The following is a 19825-nucleotide window of genomic DNA, read 5'->3' as shown; positions in this document are numbered from 1 at the left end:
TCTAACTTTATTTCGAAGCGGCAACAGACCATTCTTCCTTCCTAATAACTTTCTTTCCATTTATATTTTCAACATACTCATTTACATTTGCTAACTTATATAACTCAGGAAAAATTTCTTTCATATAACGTTCATGTACTATTTCATCTTGCCAATACGTTAATACTATGTAACGATTTTCATTCTTTAAAGACTTCCCAACAACTCCACCTAATATCCCTTTCGCATTTTCCATTCCTTTATTCCAAATTGTTTCTTGCGTATGTAAAAAATGCTTTTCTTTTCCTTCTTTCACATCGCAAATTGCAACTCTTACAAATGACCCTTGTACAATTACGTCTTTCAAAGGAGTTTCTGTTATATCATACAACGTTTGAAACATTTCAATATTACAGGAAATATATGTGCCTTCTTGATTACTATTTAAAAAAATTGTATCATGAGCATCATTCATGAATGATTGATATGCATTTCTATCTTTCCATAAAGTATACACACACGCTTCAGCTTCATTCCACCCACCAAATTGTCCATGGAATCCGTCTAAATACTGTAAATCACGCCATTTTTCTTGTGCATCAGAAAACAATTCCCTTTTCTCTTCTTCCACCCTACAGTAGATTGTTTTTAGTAACATTTCTAATTCCCCCTTATAATACAATCTCTCTCTTACAATAATCAGTTTACATAATAAAACTACGGTAACTAACTATTCTATTTTTTTACAAATATACAACCAATCATTTTTTAACACTATATCTATCAAACCATCTATCTATTTTCATTTCAAATAATTCGGAATATAAAAAATGTAACCCTATACGAATGACATCTAAATCTTATCTCCCTTGTATATCTATTGCTCAAATAAATAATAAGTAATCTCTCCCGGATAATGTAATACAGTTACTTTCCGATCCCCTTTTTTAAAACTAACAGTATGCCCGTTTTCCCCTAAGTTCTCCCATCCACTTGCCTTCGTAATAGGCATTACACTTATATATTTATAATTCTCTTCGTTATCATCGTTAATATGTATTGCTGACATTGATATTGGAAAATCTTCAATTTTTGATCCCTTGTTCATATATATGAGTGCAAGTACACCAACTAATAACATAGCCGTTGCAATACTTGAAGCTCGTTTTTTTCTTTTCGTTCCCACTAAAAATTCCCTTTTCTAACATAATATCTTCATTATTTTACTAATTTTATTTATTCATGTATAGAATAAATATGATTCAAATCACTTCTGTACTTTACTCTTTGCCTTCAATAACATTATTGTTATATATTATAATTATAAGTTTTTAGAATTTGGAGGATTTATATATTGAAGAAATTACTTTTAAACAAATGGTTGCTTGTGGTTTCTATTCTTATTATTGCCGGCACTATTTTCTACGCAACTAAAGATCGAAAAAATGCTGAAAAAGAAACCGTTGATACCACAACTTTCCGAACTCAATTGCAACCTAAAATGAATGAATTAACTACTAATTATAATGACATTATTGAGAATGATTGGTTGCCTGCCTGGGAAGAGATTAACACGAACGGAGATTCAGTGGACAGAAATAAACTATTAGTTACAATGAGTGCTGTTTCCAAACAATATGAAAAAATTATGAAAGAAATAGACACAATACAAATTGAAGAAAACATAACAGAAGTACATATACAAAAGCAACTAGTTTATTTCACAACTGAATTTAAGGCTGCTTCTAAATTTATGAAAAATGCAGCAGATTTGATTATAGACGGATACAACAATTCTACTCCAACCAATGAAACAATTGAAAATACAAAGCATGCTTTAGGACTTGCGGATCAACATATTGTCATCGCTTTATCTACTTTAAATGAAGTTGAAGATAAATTAGGAATATCGAAAAAATAAGTTTATTTACTATTTCAAAATAAAAAATGATTGCATTTCACTAATTGTATATCTATAATATTTTTATTGATTCTATACACAATCAATACGTTTAAGTTTTGAATTTTATAATTCGGATGAACCATTCAGGAGAAGATCTATTGATCTACCGACGGGGCAAGAAGTTGTTAAACGAACTTTGAAACTCTCAGGTCTTGGTTACAAGTAGAACTGCATGGGGACGAATCTCTGGAGAGACTCCCTCTCGCTTTTGTATAGCGCGGAGGAAAACGAGCACCGAAGGAGCAAATCCGCTACTTTAGCGGATAATCTCTCAGGTAAAAGGACAGAGACAAGCGAAAGAAAATGCCGATTTGTATCGGTTTATTTTTCTATCCCTTGTTTCTCCAGAGACCATTTCATTTACTTGAAGTGGTTTTTATTTTTTCTAAAAAAAGGAGAATAAAGATGGAGACAGTAAGTAAAGTATTAGAACAAATGAATCATTATGTGTGGGGATTACCGACTTTATTGCTACTAGTCGGAACTGGAATCATTCTCACAGTGCGTCTAAAAGGTTTACAGTTTAGTAAACTATTATACGCTCATAAACTTGCATTTAAAAAATCAGAAGATACATCTTCTTCTGGAGATATTAGTCACTTCCAGGCGCTCATGACAGCTATGGCTGCAACGATTGGTATGGGAAATATAGCAGGTGTTGCAACAGCTGTTACTATTGGTGGTCCTGGTGCAATCTTTTGGATGTGGATTACTGCTTTGTTCGGTATGGCAACAAAGTATGCCGAGGCAATTCTTGCGGTGAAATACCGTGTTAGTAATGAAAATGGTGAATACTCAGGTGGACCAATGTATTATTTAGAGCGTGGCTTAGGTAAGAAATGGCTTGCTGTTTTATTCGCTATATTCGGTACAACTGCTTCTTTCGGTATCGGTAATATGGTGCAATCTAACTCAGTTGCAGAGGCAATGCGAATTAATTTCTCTTTCCCCCCTGCTTTAACTGGTATATTAATGTCATTTTTAATCGCTATTGTCATTTTAGGCGGTGTAAAAAAAATCGGGAAAGTGACAGGATTTATCGTTCCTATTAAAGCTTTCTTTTATATAATTGCTGGTCTTATTATTATTTTCTATCACTTTGATCAAATTCCAGAAGCATTTTCACTTATTTTTTCTGGTGCATTTCAAGGTACAGCTGCTGCTGGTGGTTTTATTGGAGCAACAGTTGCATCAGCTATTCAAATCGGAATGGCGCGCGGTGTATTTGCGAACGAAGCTGGTTTAGGAAGTGCTCCTATTGCTGCGGCTGCTGCCAAAACAGATTCACCTGCAAAACAAGCTTTAGTTTCTATGACTGGTACTTTTCTAGATACATTTATTGTATGTACAATTACGGGGCTAGTATTAATTACTACAGGCGCATGGAAATCAGGTAAAACTGGTGTTGAAGCTACAACATTAGCATTCCAATCCGTATTCGGTACTGCTGGTAGTATGATTCTCGGTATCGCCATTATATTATTCGCCTACTCTACTATTTTAGGTTGGTCGTATTACGGAGAGAAGTGTGTTGCTTATTTATTTGGACAAGGTGCTGTACGATATTATAAAGCAATCTTTATCGTTATGATTGCTATTGGTGCTAATTTAAAATTAGGTGTTGTATGGACATTTGCAGATATCGCAAATGGGCTTATGGCGATACCAAACTTAATTGGTCTTATTGGATTAAGTGGTGTAGTTGTCGCTGAAACAAATCGGTTTTTACAAGCAGAGAAATTAAAAAAAAGCAATAAAAAACAGGCAAGTTAATGTTTGCTTGAAATAAAGTCAGTTCAAATTTCATTACAAATATCGATTGTATATAGAATAAACCCACACATTTTGAAACATGATTGTTCAAAATATGTGGGTTTTAATTATTATCCACTTAAACAAACACAACTGTTAGTTTAAGAATATGCCTTCATGATTAACATAAATAACGCTTTCTTTAAACAGTATAACTTTATTTTAAAGCCACAGTTAATCTATCAAAAAAAGAATGACTCATATATAATGAGCATTCCTTTTTCAAACTATATTATTCCCCATCCTTCTGAACCATATGTAAATAAAGTACAAAATCCATCATAGTCGAGGAATGACCAAGTTGACGAATCATCGCTGTTATATTCCCTCTATGATATGTACCATGATTTACGACGTGTTGTACTAGCTCTAAAATTGAAGTTTCTAATTTCCCTACATAAGGGTTCTCAATAACAAATACAGCATTTACTTCTTTTAGTGTACTTAGAAATTCTTTATACTGATTGGCCATATTTATAAACATTTTTTCTAATTCATGTAACGACTTTGCTTCGACTTGTTTTTGTAGTTTTTCACGATCTTGTATTGCCTCACTCATACTTTTACCATGTAATATGTGTAACCATACGTGATCAGTAATATAAATATGTGCAAAAGTATCCTTAATTGATGGAAATACACTCTGAACCTTTTCGTTGAAGATTATCTCATAATTTGGTAGCTCTTTTAATCGATTGAATAAGCGTGTATTAGCCCATACATGATAATCAAACTGTTTTAACATGTAATCTTTCAATTTACATCGCCTCCTTATTGTATGAAACGAATGTTTTGTTTCTTCATTTCCGATTCTCTATCAGCTTTTACAATCCCTTTTTCATTAATTTCATGTTTATTTATAGTTTTATATTTTACGTACGTATGAAATTCCGTTTTAAATGGAAACGGTGTAATTCGAATTGTTTCTTCATCCACCCAATCAGCTCGAATAGGTTTCTCATCCTTACTATTAAAGATTTCTGTTCCTTCAAAACCATCTTTAAACAAATCAATTTCATTTTTCTTTTTTACACCAGGCTTATTCATGCATACATATAAAGAAAGTTCATCACAAAACTTTAATAACCTATAATGTTTATCGAACATCGCAAATTGTTCTTTTGTTAACGTTTTCAATATTCTTTTTTGTCGTCCCAATTCCCCTGTATAAAATGACATCATCTCTTCGTCTTCCTCATTTAATGGAAACGATAAAAAATGTTTACTACAAAGTAACGCCCCGTATGGATTTGACTCTTCAATTGCATTCAAACCAATCGTATAAAAAACAAAGCGTAATGAACTTGGACAATCCATAAATGTATATGGAATATTTTTAGCATCATTCAAAATTGGTACTTTATCAAGCTCTATCCATCCTCTATCATGTTCGTATATTGCATCAATTGTCTCTTTTAAGTATGTTTTATCTTCAAAAATATCTTCTTTTATATGGCTTGCAATCTCACCAGCTAAAAAACCATGATCATGTTGACGAATTAATATACTTTCTTTCTCATTCTTTTCACGAAAAATCATCCGTATACTCCCCCCTCATCTTCATATTATAGCTTGTCGTATGCATCAATTCTTAATAAATCCCTTTAATTTGCAGGGATTCAGTTTCTTTCAACGAAATTAACATAAATATACAGCATTCTTTCTAATCACAAAGTTAGCTTTATCTTTACTAACCATTATACTAAAACATTCATTCTAAAAAATTTTTTATGAGGTGAAAACATGAACAAAACAGAATTAATTAAAAACGTGGCACAATCAGCTGATATTTCTCAAAAGGAAGCTTCTGCAGCTGTACAATCCGTATTTGACACAATTGCTACTGCATTACAATCTGGCGATAAAGTTCAACTAATCGGCTTTGGAACTTTTGAAGTGCGTGAAAGATCTGCTCGTACAGGGCGTAATCCGCAAACTGGAGAAGAAATTCAGATTGCTGCTGGTAAAGTTCCAGCATTTAAAGCAGGTAAAGAATTAAAAGAAGCTGTAAAATAAACAAGAAACCAGCCATTTTATAGGCTGGTTTCTTGTTTATTTCTTATTTAAGCAGTTCCTGTATATTCTCTGCATGATACACTTCACAAATATAAAATATACATTTGCAGTTCCTTACAATTTGATATTTTCTAGTTGGATAAACATTCGCTGAAACAGAACATCCATCAAACAATTCAATAATATTTCCAGATGGCTGATATCCTTCATATAATACGTTTCTTCTTACTTCCATCTTTTCTATAAGTTTTTCAACTGGAATATTTCCATCCTCTAATTCTTGCTTTATAGTATGTGGTAAAAACGAAGTGTCTGCAAAAATTAGATTTTCAGATAACACCTTACCTTTATAACTAACATTAGATACGCGGTAAAGAAATGTTCCGTTTTTATCAAAGAAATTTTTTGCTTCTTTCGGAATGTACTGTCTATCAATTACCTCTTGTTCTAGAACATCAAATTGAACTGTATCATTCAAAAGCTTTTCTAAAGCAAGAATAGATGATGTATCTCCAGAAAATAAAATATTTTTAATTGCTTGTACATTATAAGTTAATTCGCTTTTTCTATTTTCCGCCACTAACATGAGGAACACCTCTTCTATAAAATATTTTATTAAATTGATTTATAATTTAATAGCGATACCGCGTCTAACTGCGTAATTTCAGTTACTTCTTTACTAAATATTGCAATGGAAGCCATATAATCTAAACTAGGTCTTACATCTTCCATCACTGTATTTTCTGCTAACTCTTGTCTATCTTTAAAAATTAACAATTTTGGAGGGTCATTTGGAGCTGATACTGTAATTTCTACTGGTGGGATCAATAGTCCTTCACCTGTCGCTTTCAGCACTGCTTCTTTTCGAGTCCAATATGTTAAAAATCCTTCTAGTCGCTGCTCATCAGGTAACTTCATAACTTGTGCTATTTCAATGTCTGTTAATACGCCCTCTGCCATTTTCATAACATCTACATTTGGATTCATTTGCTCAACATCAACACCCACAGGTGCAGATTTAGTAAATGCAACAACAACCCACTCACCCGAATGTGAGACTGATATTTGCGGCATACCTTCTGGTAACTGTGGTCTGCCATGTTGTAATTTACATACTGGGCACATTCGATCAATTGGCACTTGAACTGGCGACATAGAAAGTACCTTTCCAAGTACTAATCTACTAATTACGCAACCTATTATAAAACGCGCACGGTCTGCCGAATGATGATATGAATTTGCTTTCTCTTTCTCTACATCATTTAGTAAATTGTAATGCCATGATTGTAAATCTGAAATTCTTGCCCACCATATTTGACAACTATTCTCATTAAGAGTTGGTACAGAATCTACAACTTTACTCTCTATCATGTAAACTCTCTCCTTTTAAATGCCAATATTACTTTATTTCAAAAGAGTATTAGCATGCTGCAACTCATTCATTTACAACTTCTTTCTCTTTTTGTAATACAGATAACGGCTTTTTATTCTTCTTTGACATTACCTCTTTATCGGAAATACGTAAAGAAAATAGTAATGCTACAAGTAAAAATACCGCTGATCCAATTAATGCCGCTTGATATGGTAAGAAATCTGATTGTGCATTATTCTGTACGTTATTACTTCCAAAACCAGATAGTATACTAGCTAAAACAGCAACTCCTATTGCAGATCCTAATCGGTTTTGCACATTGAATATAGTAGTTGCTCTCCCCATAGAAGGTGGTGCAATATTGTTAAAAGCAGAAAATTGAACCGCACCGACAGATTGACCTAAGAAAATACCAATGCCAAACAATAGTGCCCGAATTTGCCATGGATTCGTATCATGATTTACAAAACTTAATAAAACAAATATAACCGCCGTACTTACTAATCCAATAGAGATTACCTTTCGAGCTCCTAATTTCTTATATGACCATGGCACAATCTGTGAAGAAATCATTAATCCAATCGCCTCCGGGAATGTCGTAAGACCTGATTCCAGCGCGGAAACCCCTATTACATTTTGATACATAAGCGGAAAAATAAATAGCATTCCTAGTAAACCAGCAGATGAAAACAAAGATATGAGACTCATTTTTCTAAAAACTGGTTCTTTTAATAAGCGTAAATCTAACATCGGTTGCTTTACTTTCAGTTCTACAATTATAAACAATGTAATGAATACAATCCCAGCTATCCCAGTACTTATTATTTCTGGAGAAATCCAACCTTTTGCCGGACCTTGACTGAGTGCATAGATGAGCATTGCAAAACCTGGTGCTGAAAGAATAAAACCGAGAGAATCAAAACGACCAGCTGATTTTTCAATGTGCTCTGCTAAAAATAGAAGTCCAAATAGCAAGGCAATGATACCAAACGGCAAATTAATATAAAATGCCCAGCGCCAAGACATTTGATCTACAAAGAAACCACCAATAATTGGTCCAATCGCTGGTGCTACAGCAATTGGAAGTACAATAAATCGAGAAATTTTTGGTCTTTCCTCTGGTGAAAATGTTCGGAATAGCATCGCCATCCCGACTGGTGTTAAAAGCCCACCACCAGCACCTTGAATGATACGAAAAATGTTTAATGAAGTAATATCATTAGCAATTCCACATAATGCAGATGCAATTGTAAAAACGAAAAGGGCAGTTAAAAATACTTTTTTCGTACCAAAGCGATCGCCTAACCAACCAGAAATCGGAAGAAAAACAGCTAAGCTAACTAAATACCCAACATTTACTGTCCCCATTGCAGACGGGGGCACTTGTAGTTCTTTACTTATCGTTTGCAGTGCTACATTCACAATCGTTGCATCCATCGCAGCCATAAACATCGCTGTTATATAAACGATGCTTACAACTACTTTTGGATTTATTTTTGCTTTCATTATTGTTTTCCTACTAATATTTTTTCGCTAATTTGATTTTTTTTCGGATCTAAATCGTTCCAGTTAACTTCAACGTATTCTAAGCAAACTTGTCTGTTAGCTTCTTCATGTACGACATTCCAACCAATAGGTACATCGAGGAAAGCAGGCCAGAGAGAATACTGGCCCTCCTCATTCATTAATACTTTATATGTGTAATTATCATTTTCAAACGGATTCGTCATACTTTACTTACCCCTTTCTTATTCTGCAAATATTTCGCTAATACTTGTCCAATTTCTGTAAGTGGACCTGGTTGACATAAATCTTTATGTCTACAATCAATATCATACTGCACGATTTCCCCGTCTAAATAATTTAGCCACGTATTTGGAGAAATAGGATCAAACCAGTCTGGTATAACAGTAGATCTAAAGAATAAAATATCCCCGTTATAAACTTTCGGTACGTATTTCCCTAACAACCCTACCGAATTTACATATGTTTCTTTCAAGTTCAAAATAGTCTCTTCTTCAAGACTTGCTAATGCACTTCCATCTTTGCGAAGTATTGCAACCGCACTTTCCATAGTAAGTGGTTTACCATCCATGTTATCTGGATCATATCCACCTAAAGCAAGTAATGCGATTAACGCTTCTTCTTCAGTAGGTGCTTCCGTATTCGGTAAGAAGTGACCAGGATACGAATCAAGCATAACGAGTAATTCTACTTCTTCCCCTTCATTTTGTAGTTGCGCTGCCATTGCATGAACAACATTTCCTCCAAGCGACCAACCGAGTAAACGATACGGTCCGTGAGGCTGTACTTCACGAACGTGTTTCAAATAATCCGCCGCCATCTCCTCTAAGCTTTTTGGAAGTTCTTCGTTTTCAGCGATACCACGTGCTTGTACACCATAGATTGGATAATCTGTTCCTAAAGATTTCATAAGTCCTGCATAGCACCAACTTAATCCACCCGCTGGATGTGCACAAAATAGTGGTAATTGATCTCCGCTTGCTCGTAATGGAAGCAACACATCAAGTGCACTTTGACCATTCCCCATTTCAAGTCTTTCAGCAAGCCCTGCAACAGTAGGTGCTGCAAATAAAGTTCCGATATTTAGTTCCACTCCAAGTGCCTCTTTAATGCGACTCATAAGCTGTACTGCAAGAAGTGAATGACCACCAAGATCAAAGAATCCGTCATCAATTCCAATTTGAGACACACTTAAAACTTCTGTAAACAAGTCACATAACATTTCTTCTTGCGGTGTTCTTGGTCCGCGGCTAGAAGATGATGCAATAAATTCTGGAGCTGGCAATGCCTTTCTATCTAATTTACCGTTTGGAGTTAAAGGTAACTCATTTACTACTACAAAAGCGTAGGGAACCATGTAATCTGGTAAACTACCACCAGCATGCTGACGCATTTCATTCGTATCAATCGTTTCATTATTTGATGCGACGATATAAGAAACTAATCGTTTATCCCCTGGTTGATCCTCCCGTACAATAACAGCTACTTGTTCAACTTTAGGATGTTTCATTATTACCGCTTCTATTTCCCCTAATTCAATTCGGAATCCACGAATTTTAATTTGATGATCTGCACGTCCTATATAATCTAACGTCCCATCTTGACGCCAGCGCGCTAGGTCTCCTGTACGATACATTCTTGTACCTGGCTTACCAAATGGATCTGCGATAAAACGTTCAGCAGTTAATCCTACTCTTCCTAAATATCCACGAGCCAGTCCTGCACCTGCAACATACATTTCTCCAACTACTCCAGGTGGCATCGGTTGTAAATAGTTATCTAATACGTATACTTTAAGATCCGGTATACTGCACCCGATTAAACTATTTGCCCGTAAAGAGACGATGCTCTCATCTAATTCAATATAACTAACATGTACCGTCGTCTCCGTTATACCGTACATATTAATAAGCTTCGGTGAGTTATGAGGATGACGACTATACCAATCTTCTAATCGACTTAGTTCAAGTGCTTCTCCTCCAAACACAACATATCGTAAAGATAATTTTTGACCAATCTCTTCATTTTCACGATCGGCTTGCATCAGTTGATAGAACGCTGATGGAGTTTGGTTTAAAACAGTCACCTTTTCCTTAACAAGCAGTTGTAAAAATTCTTTCGGCGAGCGACTTACAGTATGTGGTACTACGACTAGACGCCCTCCATATAATAAAGGTCCCCAAATTTCCCAAACTGAGAAATCAAAAGCGTATGAATGGAACATCGTCCACACATCGTCTGCGTCAAATTGGAACCAATGATCAGTTGCTCCTAAAAGTCTTACTACATTTTGATGAGGTATCATAACGCCTTTCGGTCTACCTGTTGAGCCTGACGTATAAATAACGTAAGCAATATGTGAAGGATATAACGGCTTAATGCGCTCCATTTCATCAATATTGTCTTCACTATATTTCTCAATTTCTTCTATTATGTTCACATCATCAACTAAAATCTTTAGTGCCTCATCACATTCAATTTCCACATCTGAATTTGTTAAAACACATGATGGTTTCGCATCGTATAGCATAAATGAGATACGATTTGACGGATAATCCGGATCTAACGGAATGTATCCCGCACCAGCTTTAAGAACAGCAAGTAAGCTTACAACCATATTTAAAGATCTCGGCATCGCTAAAGCAACGAGTTGATCAGGACCGATTCCTTTCGCTATTAACAAACGAGCTATTCTATTCGCTTTTCTATTTAGCTCTTCATAAGTTAGCTTTTCATCTTCAAAGACGACAGCAATAGAATTTGGACTTACATAAGCCTGCTTTTCAAATAATTGTGGCAATGTCATTTCAGGTACAATTTGAAAACCACCATTCCACTTTTCTAAAACTGTATTTCGCTCTGCTAAAGTTAATATTTCTAATCTACCAATTGATTGATCCGGATGTCTTGCCGCATCATCTAATAACAGAATGAATCGTTCTATTAGTTTTTGAACCGTTTCACGTTTATATAAATCGGTACTAAACTCTAACAATCCGTGTAAGCCGTTTGGAGTACCATCAACTCCGTTACTCTCGCTAATTTCAAATGTTAAATCAAATTTTGCAGAGCCAACACTTTGAATTTCAAGGCTCGCTTCTAAATCTGGAACATCAAACGTTGCTTCTGGCGTATTTTGAAAAGCTAACATAACTTGAAACAGCGGGTGACTATTTCGAGTACGTACTGGGTTTAACACTTCAACGAGTCGTTCAAATGGAACATCTTGATTTTCATAAGCTGCTAGATTTGCCTGCTTCACTCTATTCAATAACTCTTTAAAGATTGGATCTCCCGATGTATCCGTACGTAACACTAATGTATTTACAAATAAACCGACTATACCCGAGAGTGCATCGTCGTTTCTTCCAGCAATCGGACTACCAATTGGTATATCAGTACCAGCACCTAATCTTGTAAATAGCGCACTTAGTCCTGCTTGCAACACCATAAACAAACTAACTCCATTTTTACGAGCGAGCTCTACTAACCTACTATGCATACCTTCATCTATATGAAAATAAATTGTTTCCCCGCGATAACTAGTTTCAATTGGGCGCTGGTAATCTGTAGGTAACTCCATTTGATCTGGTAAACCTTTTAGTTCCTCTTTCCAAAAATCTAATTGTGTTGAAATAAGACTATCTGGTGTCGTTTCATCACCTAGTAGCTGTTGTTGCCATAGTGAATAATCTGCATATTGGACTGGAAGTATTTCTAATTTAACACTATCCCCTTGATGTCGTGCTTTATAGGCCGCTGTAAAATCTCTCGTTAATGGTTGTAATGACCAACCATCTCCTATAATATGGTGCAAGAGAATTAGTAATACATGTTCGTTTTCACTTACTTTAAAAAGTTGCAAACGAATTGCTGGTTCGATATCAAGATTAAAACTATATCTTACAGCTTCAGACAGTGTACTTTCTAATTCATCCTTACATGTATTTGTTATAATCATTTTTAAATTCAATTTATCCATTTCTAGAATTCTTTGATATGAACTGCCAAGTGAATTCGGGAAAATTGTTCTAAGTGTTTCATGTTTCTCAACTACATCATAAAAGGCACCTTGTAATGCTTCCTCATTCAATTTTCCAGACATACGAATAACTAACGGAATATTATAAGTAGGACTTGGACCTTCTAAACAATTTAAGAACCATAACCTGCGCTGTGCAAATGAAAGTGGAATTTCATTTGGTCTACTTACTTTCTTAATAGCTGGTCTCGCGCTTTTTGCACGATCCAATTGTTTCGCTAATTCAGCAACAGTTGATGATTCAAATAGTTTCCCGATTCCTAATTCGACATTTAACGTTTCACGAATTCTTGCCATTAAACGAGATGCAAGAAGCGAATGGCCACCCATTTCAAAGAAATTATCATCAATGCTAATTCGCGAAATACTAAGTACTTCTGCAAATAAATCACATAGTATTTCTTCTTTCGGATTTCTAGCAACTCTCTCATTATTCATTCCATTAAAATCAGGAGCAGGTAATTTCTTTCTATCAACCTTACCATTTGGTGTTAATGGTAATTCTTCTAGCACAACAAATGCCGATGGTACCATATAATTCGCTAAACTTTCTGAAACATAAGCACGAATTTCTGAAAGATTAATTGGTTCCTTCTCTTCTGCAACGAGATACGCAATGATTCGTTTATCATTTGGATGATCTTCTCGTACTATTACTACCGCTTGTCGAATACTTTGATGCCCTTGTAACACCGTTTCAATTTCAGCTAATTCAATTCGGAAACCACGAATTTTAATTTGATGATCTGTGCGACTAATGTACTCTAACACACCATCGGTACGCCATTTCATAAGATCACCTGTGCGGTACATACGTGCTCCAGCTTTTCCATAAGGGTTTGCAACAAACCGTTCAGCTGTTAACTCAGGTTTTCCTAAATATCCGTTCGCAAGTCCTTCACCCGCAATATATAATTCACCAATAACTTCAGGTGGAACTGGTTGTAACCCTGCATCTAACACATACACTTCAGTATTCCAAATTGGCTTTCCAATAGGAGGTATACCACTTTCACTTTCATCAATGTTCATGAAGGTAGACCAAATTGTCGTTTCAGTTGGTCCATATAAATTTGTTATAGAGCAACCTAATTCTTTTAATTTATTTGCTAAATGTGCCGGAAGAGCTTCACCACCAACGAGCACGTTTAGCCCTTGTAGCCTCTCTGGATATTCAGTTACTAACGCCTGCCAGAGCGTCGGTGTAGCTTGCATAATTGTCGCTCTTTCTTCTTGTAAAAGTGTCGTTAACGCAGAAGGCTCTTGGATTACCTCTTTCTGAGCAATTGTTATACTTGCACCACTAATAAGAGGTAAATAAATTTCTAAAGCAGAAATATCAAACGCAAACGTTGTAACTGCTAATAAATGATCGTTTTCATTTAATGAAAACGTATGTTTCATAGATAATAAGAAGTTACTTAAACCTTTCATAGGAACAATTACACCTTTTGGCTTCCCTGTTGATCCTGAAGTGTAAATTGTATAAGCTGGGTTTAAAAGGGATTCATCATTTCTGAATGGTATATTCATATGAGAATATGTTTTTAACGCTATTTTCGTTTCTTCGCTATTTAATACGATTTTTTTAATATCATTTTCTATCACTAAAGAGGATGAAACAGCTGAATGTGTTATGATACAAACTGGATTTGCATCATTTACTATATAAGTAATTCGCTCGGCTGGGTATTCTGGATCTATTGGTAAATATGCTGCACCTGCCTTTAGAACTGCTAACATACTAACTACCATTTCTATTGATTTTGGAAATGCTAAGGCTACAAACTGATTTGATTGTATTCCTTCTTCTAATAAATAGTTTGCAAGTTCATTCGCTCGTTCATTCAGCTCTTTATACGTAAGTTTTATCCCGTTACAAATAACCGCTATTTTATTTGGATTTTTTTGTACTTGTTTTTCAAATAATATAGGTAGATTAATTAGATCTTCAGCTTTCTTAGTTTCATTCCATTCCAATAAAACTTTATGATTTTCTTCAGGAAGAGTAATGTTTATTTTTCCAATCGGCTCGTCTTTGTGATAATTATTTATCACTAATTCTAATAGATTCATAAATCTTTCTTTATGCAATGCTAGTTCCGTATCGCTATATACTTCCGGATTCGCATCAAAATGAATCATTAACTCATTTTCATCGAAACGTTTATATACATTTATCGATAAATCATCGACGGGTCCTGCTGATAAATTATGTGTAATACCACGATTTCCAGCAAAGTTAAGCCCGTAATCAAAAGGCATAACATTCACTAACGGCCCAAACAACCTTTGATTTTCACCTAGTAATTTTAAGTCTCTTCTTAATTCCTCATGACGGTATTTATGATGACGACGTACGTCTCGAATTTCTTTAGAAACTTGCTGTATTAATTCCACAAGAGTTATATTTGGAGTTACAGTGAGACGCAGTGGAACTAAATTCATTACCATGCTTGGTGTATAAATAGATACAGAACCAAGACGCCCCATCATCGGTAAACCTAAAACAATATCATTTGCACCTGTTAATTTATGCATATAAATACTTGTTACGGCTACAACAAATTCGGGCCAACTCGTTAACGAAATATTGATACCTTCTAGTAACGTTTTCGTACTAGAATTTGATAAATAAGCAGTTTCTCGTGAAAATCCATTTGATGTTCTCGGCGCTCGTTCTGCTAAACTTACAACTTCCGGTTCATCTGCAAACTTCTCTAACCAAAAATTACGATCTTCCTGAAATTGTTTAGATTCACGATACTCATTATCTTCTTGTACAATTTTTGCAAGAGAGCCAAATGGCTTTTCATTCTTGTTTGTTTCTTCTATAAGTGATGTATACTCATTCGCTACCTTTTGGCTAAGAAGTGAAAATCCATAGCCATCCATCACTATGTGATGGATGCGCTGATACCAAAAGAAACGATTATTTTCAATTTGAATAAGTGCTTCAGTAAATAATTTATCCTCTGTTAAATCCACGGGCATAGATAAATCATTTTTCATCCATACCTTAGCAGCTTCTTCAGGGTTTTCCTCTTTACGAACGTCAATAAAATGCATATGAAACTTTGACGATTCCTCAATAACTTGCCATGGGCCAATTTCATCCTCTTCGAAACGAACATGAAGTGCTTCTGCTGCTGTTACAACTTTACGTACAGCTAACTCGAAAATTTCTTGATTAATATTTCCGTTTATTTCTATATATTCCCCAGTATTATAAATCGGACTAAGCGGATCTAATTGTTGCGCAAACCACATACCAAACTGCGCAGATGATAACGAATGACAAATCTTTTGACTGTTAGGCATTCTTTACTACCCCTTTATTATGTAGTCTATTTGTTACAGCACTTGTGCTGCTTGTGAAGATAGTAAACGGTACCAATCATCAACAGTTGGACGTTCTGCTAAATCTGCAAAAGTGATTTCTTTCCCTTCGCGACGCCATTTCTCTACTAAACTCATAATTCTAACCGAATCAAGTCCTCTATTTAATAAGTCTTCATCAACTTCAATACTCCCTACTGGCTCTCGGAGTAGTTGTGCAACTAGTTCATGCACTTCCTGTAAAGTGATTCCTTCACTTTCACCGCCTTTTACACTTTGTAAATCTTTTAATAGTAAGTTTGTTGATGTCGTTACTGCACACCTATTAGATGCATACTCCAATGCTTGTTTATGATGCTCTAGTGAAAAATCAGCAACTGCATCTGCTACAAAAAATGGCTGGATACCATCCATAAAAGCTTCACAAGCTGTTAAAAGGCAGCCAATATGCGCATAAATACCGCAAATAATAAGTTGATCTCTTCCTTGTTCATTTAAAATTTCTAATAGATTCGTCTTTTTAAATGCACTATATCTCCATTTTGTTAGGAATATATCATCCTCATCAGGAGTAAGTTCATCGACAATTTTCTTTTTATCTGGTCCAGCAGGAATACCGTCACCCCAAAAGTCTTGTAATAACCCCCGTTGTTCTAACGTTTGTCCACCAGGTTGTGCTGTATAAACAACTGGTATACCTAGTTCCTTACATCTTTCTCTTATCACCTTAATATTTGAAATTAGTTCTACTTTTGGCGATTCTGTATCGCTATATGCATCAAGAAAATATTCTTGCATGTCGTGGATTAGAAGAACTGCACATTTCGGATTTGGCGTCCAATTCACTTTATTTTTTGGTAGTTCTGATTCAACTGGCATTTTATATACTGAAATAGATGGGATAGCCATCTAATCACTTCCTTCCGATTTTAATAGTTTTTTAACGTTTTACTATAATAAGTTTTTCAGCAATTGCTTTACGTAATTCTTTTTTGCTTACTTTTCCAACACCTGTTTGCGGGAATGATTCAATAAATTCAATTCGATCTGGAATCTTATAAGCTGCTATACCACGTTCTCTTAAAAACATTTTTAATTCACTTACAGTTGGAGTTTGTCCGCGAGCTATGACAAAAGCGCAAGTACGTTCTCCTAAATAATCGTCAGGCATAGATACAATTGCTACATCATGTACTGCCTCGTGTGCTAATAGATGGTTTTCAACTTCTTCCGCAGCAACCTTCTCACCACCACGGTTAATTTGATCTTTATCTCTTCCTTCTACAATGATGTAACCTTGTTCATTTATTTTCACAAGATCACCTGTACGATAAAATCCATCTTCTGTAAACGATCGTGCATTATGCTCTTCCGCTTTATAATAGCCACGAATTGTATATGGCCCTCGTGTTAATAAACTACCTACTTCACCAAGCTTTACATCGTTATCATTTTCATCAACAACTCTTACTTCATCGAACGTAGACATCGGTCTACCTTGCGTATGAATAATAATTTCTTCAGGATCATCTAATCTTGTATAATTTACTAATCCTTCCGCCATACCGAACACTTGCTGTAACGTACATCCAAATGTAGGGCGAATACGCTTCGCAACTTCGGCACTAAATTTCGCACCTCCTACTTGAATAACTTGCAGGCTCGATAAATCGTTGTTACGGGAAGATGCAGCATCAAGCCAAATCATTGCTAATGGCGGAACGAGAGCGGTAATCGTCACTTTTTCTTTTTCTATAAGAGCAAATGCCTCATCTGGACTCCCTCCAGTTGCCAACACTACTTTTCCACCCGCATAAAAAGTTCCAAATGTCCCTGGAGAACTCATTGGGTAATTGTGTGCTACTGGAAGAACTGCCATATAGACACTTTCTGCATTCAAATTACAAATTTCAGCGCTAACACGTAAACTATAAATATAGTCATCATGTGTTCTAGGAATTAATTTAGAAAGCCCTGTTGTCCCTCCTGATAATTGGAGAAACGCAACATCACTTGGCTGAACTTCTGGTAATGGAACCGGATCCATATAAAGATTATTTATGTTCACAAATTCTTCTTCTTCCCCCACTACGATTACATGTTGTAAGGTTGGAACTTTCTCTTTCACTTCTCTTGCTAGTTTTCGATAATCAAATCCGAGTGCCTTATCTGAAATAACGTAAGCGCTCGCCTCACCAAACTCACAAAAATAACTAATTTCACTGCTTCGATGTGAAGGTAGCGCAAAAACAGGAAGCGCTCCAATTCGAAATAGTGCAAAACATATTTCGAAAAACTCTATAACATTGGGTAGCTGAAGAACAACTCGGTCCTCTTGCTTTATTCCTAAATTCAATAAACCTGCAGCTAAGCGATCTACCTTTTTATCAAGTTCACTATACGTTATATGTGTATTACTACTTACAATCGCAATTTCATCTCCATGCTTTTCAGCGCGTTCTCTTAACATCGCACCAAATGTCTCTCCAAGCCAACAACCTTCTTCTCGATAACGGTCTACTAATTCTTTTGGCCATTCCGTATAACCTGTTAACATTCTTTCTTCCCCCTACTTTTCATTCAATGAATTATCACTTAACCCTAAAGCTTTTAACATTGTTTGAAATTTAGCTGATGTCTCCGCTAACTCCTCTTCTGGTTTTGATTCAGCAACAACTCCAGCTCCTGCAAATAATCGAAGTGTATTCTCTTGCACTTCAGCACATCGAATTGTAACAATCCATTCGCCATCTCCATTTAGATCGCTCCACCCTAACATGCCTGTAAAGAATTCACGGTCAAATGGCTCAATTTGTTGAATAGCCTCTCTCGCTTCTTCCATTGGAGTTCCGCAAACTGCTGGCGTAGGATGAAGAGCAATTGCTAATTCTAAAGAAGAAGTATTTGGATCCTTAAGTTCACCTTTCACTTCTGTAGACAAATGCCACATTGCTTCACTATGAATAACTGATGGTTTTTCCGGAACATGTAATGTATGACAATACGGAAGAAGTGCAGCGGCAACCGCTTCAACTACTACCGCATGTTCATGTAAATCTTTTGGAGAAGAAAGTAATTCTTCTGCTCTTCTTTTATCTTCTGCTGGATCATCACTACGTGGTCTTGAACCAGCTAACGGATTAGAAATTACTTGCATACCATGACGTGAAATAAGTAATTCAGGGCTTGCTCCAATTAACGTCTTACTTTTCTCGTTTTCATCTTTCGGTAAATTAACAGCAAATGTGTAGCCGTGCTTATTATGTTCTGCTAATTCACGAAGAAGCTTTTGTTTATCAATTACCTCTGAAGATTTAACATCCAACGATCTAGATAGCACGATTTTCTTTAAATCTCCGTCCTGAATTTTTGCTATTCCTTGCTTCACACCATTCATGTAAACTTCAGGCTCTGGAACTGGTGTCATTTCAAATGCCAGTTTCTCATTTTGTTTTATCTCATTTGTTTTTTCTAACTGTAAACGCTCAGTAATTCTGTAATATTCTGGTACAATAAGTTGAACTTCTTTTCTACGATCAAATGGCAAAGCTCCTACAACGATAGGATTTGGATTTCCATCCTGTTTGGCATTACTTAATACCGCCTTTACAAGCTCTGGAAAACTTTCGATTTCACTATGTTTTACTGTAGTAAACTCTCCTTCTGCCAATATCGTTCGATTTGGTGAAGCGAAAAAGAATGAAGATTCAGTCTTATAATCTTCTAAAAGTTTTTCTGACAGTTCCTTTACGGCTGTAAGTTCATTCATAGTATAATA

The 19825-nt window shown here is 35.5% G+C and carries 15 protein-coding genes and 1 riboswitch; of the genes, 3 read left to right on the top strand and 12 right to left on the bottom strand.

Annotation, left to right across the window (positions count from 1 at the left end; genetic code table 11):
• Positions 1-7 precede the first annotated feature (7 nt).
• Complete coding sequence (locus MHI07_RS11035) at positions 8-637, bottom strand: DUF4937 domain-containing protein (RefSeq protein ID WP_340823675.1); 630 nt, start codon at positions 635-637, stop codon at positions 8-10.
• Positions 638-856: 219 nt separating this feature from the next.
• The gene (locus MHI07_RS11030; RefSeq protein ID WP_340823673.1) at positions 857-1165 is read right to left on the bottom strand and encodes a hypothetical protein; all 309 of its coding nucleotides are present in this window, start codon (positions 1163-1165) and stop codon (positions 857-859) included.
• A 168-nt stretch (positions 1166-1333) separates the two neighbouring features.
• On the opposite strand from MHI07_RS11030, the gene MHI07_RS11025 reads away from it, so the two are divergent.
• Positions 1334-1900 carry a hypothetical protein gene (locus tag MHI07_RS11025; protein WP_016104795.1) on the top strand — a complete coding sequence of 189 codons (567 nt, stop codon included), beginning with the start codon at positions 1334-1336 and terminating at the stop codon, positions 1898-1900.
• 218 nt (positions 1901-2118) lie between these two features.
• Positions 2119-2239: riboswitch (glycine riboswitch) on the top strand.
• Positions 2240-2347: 108 nt separating this feature from the next.
• Positions 2348-3715 carry an alanine/glycine:cation symporter family protein gene (locus MHI07_RS11020; RefSeq protein WP_340823670.1) on the top strand — a complete coding sequence of 456 codons (1368 nt, stop codon included), beginning with the start codon at positions 2348-2350 and terminating at the stop codon, positions 3713-3715.
• A gap of 271 nt (positions 3716-3986) precedes the next feature.
• Here MHI07_RS11020 and MHI07_RS11015 read toward each other — a convergent pair whose 3' ends face one another.
• Together MHI07_RS11015 and MHI07_RS11010 are read right to left on the bottom strand one after the other, a co-directional pair.
• Positions 3987-4511: a DinB family protein gene (locus tag MHI07_RS11015; protein ID WP_002157908.1), complete on the bottom strand. Its 525-nt coding sequence runs from the start codon at positions 4509-4511 to the stop codon at positions 3987-3989.
• A 14-nt stretch (positions 4512-4525) separates the two neighbouring features.
• Positions 4526-5293, bottom strand: coding sequence for a DUF3891 family protein (locus MHI07_RS11010; RefSeq protein WP_340823668.1), 768 nt, complete (start codon positions 5291-5293; stop codon positions 4526-4528).
• Positions 5294-5497: 204 nt separating this feature from the next.
• On the opposite strand from MHI07_RS11010, the gene MHI07_RS11005 reads away from it, so the two are divergent.
• A complete protein-coding gene (locus MHI07_RS11005; protein ID WP_002157910.1) occupies positions 5498-5770 on the top strand; it encodes an HU family DNA-binding protein in 273 nt (90 codons plus the stop codon).
• Positions 5771-5813: 43 nt separating this feature from the next.
• On the opposite strand, the gene MHI07_RS11000 is transcribed toward MHI07_RS11005, so the two are convergent.
• The 8 genes from MHI07_RS11000 to dhbC all read right to left on the bottom strand — a co-directional run bounded on the left by MHI07_RS11000 (position 5814) and on the right by dhbC (position 19816).
• Positions 5814-6356 carry a chorismate pyruvate-lyase family protein gene (locus MHI07_RS11000; protein WP_078181582.1) on the bottom strand — a complete coding sequence of 181 codons (543 nt, stop codon included), beginning with the start codon at positions 6354-6356 and terminating at the stop codon, positions 5814-5816.
• Positions 6357-6385: 29 nt separating this feature from the next.
• Positions 6386-7141, bottom strand: a complete 756-nt coding sequence (gene sfp / locus MHI07_RS10995; protein WP_340823664.1) for a 4'-phosphopantetheinyl transferase Sfp — start codon at positions 7139-7141, stop codon at positions 6386-6388.
• A gap of 64 nt (positions 7142-7205) precedes the next feature.
• Complete coding sequence (locus tag MHI07_RS10990) at positions 7206-8648, bottom strand: MDR family MFS transporter (RefSeq protein WP_340823661.1); 1443 nt, start codon at positions 8646-8648, stop codon at positions 7206-7208.
• On the bottom strand, positions 8648-8872 hold the full coding sequence (locus MHI07_RS10985; protein WP_098776332.1) for an MbtH family protein: 225 nt from the start codon (positions 8870-8872) through the stop codon (positions 8648-8650). Before MHI07_RS10985 ends, MHI07_RS10990 begins: the two co-directional genes overlap by 1 nt.
• On the bottom strand, positions 8869-16029 hold the full coding sequence (locus tag MHI07_RS10980) for an amino acid adenylation domain-containing protein (RefSeq protein ID WP_340823658.1): 7161 nt from the start codon (positions 16027-16029) through the stop codon (positions 8869-8871). Before MHI07_RS10980 ends, MHI07_RS10985 begins: the two co-directional genes overlap by 4 nt.
• Positions 16030-16062: 33 nt before the next feature.
• Positions 16063-16956: an isochorismatase family protein gene (locus tag MHI07_RS10975; protein ID WP_340823656.1), complete on the bottom strand. Its 894-nt coding sequence runs from the start codon at positions 16954-16956 to the stop codon at positions 16063-16065.
• 31 nt (positions 16957-16987) lie between these two features.
• Complete coding sequence (locus MHI07_RS10970; RefSeq protein WP_340823654.1) at positions 16988-18604, bottom strand: (2,3-dihydroxybenzoyl)adenylate synthase; 1617 nt, start codon at positions 18602-18604, stop codon at positions 16988-16990.
• 12 nt (positions 18605-18616) lie between these two features.
• Positions 18617-19816 (bottom strand): isochorismate synthase DhbC, encoded by a 1200-nt coding sequence (gene dhbC / locus MHI07_RS10965; protein WP_340823652.1) that lies wholly within the window; start codon positions 19814-19816, stop codon positions 18617-18619.
• Positions 19817-19825 lie beyond the last annotated feature (9 nt).

Source organism: Bacillus sp. FSL H8-0545, assembly GCF_038006105.1.
Taxonomy (GTDB): Bacteria; Bacillota; Bacilli; order Bacillales; family Bacillaceae_G; genus Bacillus_A; species Bacillus_A cereus_U.
The sequence above is the reverse complement of the archived record's forward strand: the minus strand, read 5'-3'. Positions and strand labels throughout refer to the sequence as shown.

Coding starts and splice junctions, on each gene's coding strand:
- MHI07_RS11020 (WP_340823670.1), top strand. CDS start 2,348: ATGGAGACAGTAAGTAAAGTATTAGAACAAATGAATCATTATGTGTGG.
- MHI07_RS11010 (WP_340823668.1), bottom strand. CDS start 5,293: ATGATTTTTCGTGAAAAGAATGAGAAAGAAAGTATATTAATTCGTCAA.
- MHI07_RS10970 (WP_340823654.1), bottom strand. CDS start 18,604: ATGTTAACAGGTTATACGGAATGGCCAAAAGAATTAGTAGACCGTTAT.
- dhbC (WP_340823652.1), bottom strand. CDS start 19,816: ATGAATGAACTTACAGCCGTAAAGGAACTGTCAGAAAAACTTTTAGAA.
- MHI07_RS10975 (WP_340823656.1), bottom strand. CDS start 16,956: ATGGCTATCCCATCTATTTCAGTATATAAAATGCCAGTTGAATCAGAA.
- MHI07_RS10980 (WP_340823658.1), bottom strand. CDS start 16,029: ATGCCTAACAGTCAAAAGATTTGTCATTCGTTATCATCTGCGCAGTTT.
- MHI07_RS11005 (WP_002157910.1), top strand. CDS start 5,498: ATGAACAAAACAGAATTAATTAAAAACGTGGCACAATCAGCTGATATT.
- MHI07_RS11000 (WP_078181582.1), bottom strand. CDS start 6,356: ATGTTAGTGGCGGAAAATAGAAAAAGCGAATTAACTTATAATGTACAA.
- sfp (WP_340823664.1), bottom strand. CDS start 7,141: ATGATAGAGAGTAAAGTTGTAGATTCTGTACCAACTCTTAATGAGAAT.
- MHI07_RS11035 (WP_340823675.1), bottom strand. CDS start 637: ATGTTACTAAAAACAATCTACTGTAGGGTGGAAGAAGAGAAAAGGGAA.
- MHI07_RS10990 (WP_340823661.1), bottom strand. CDS start 8,648: ATGAAAGCAAAAATAAATCCAAAAGTAGTTGTAAGCATCGTTTATATA.
- MHI07_RS10985 (WP_098776332.1), bottom strand. CDS start 8,872: ATGACGAATCCGTTTGAAAATGATAATTACACATATAAAGTATTAATG.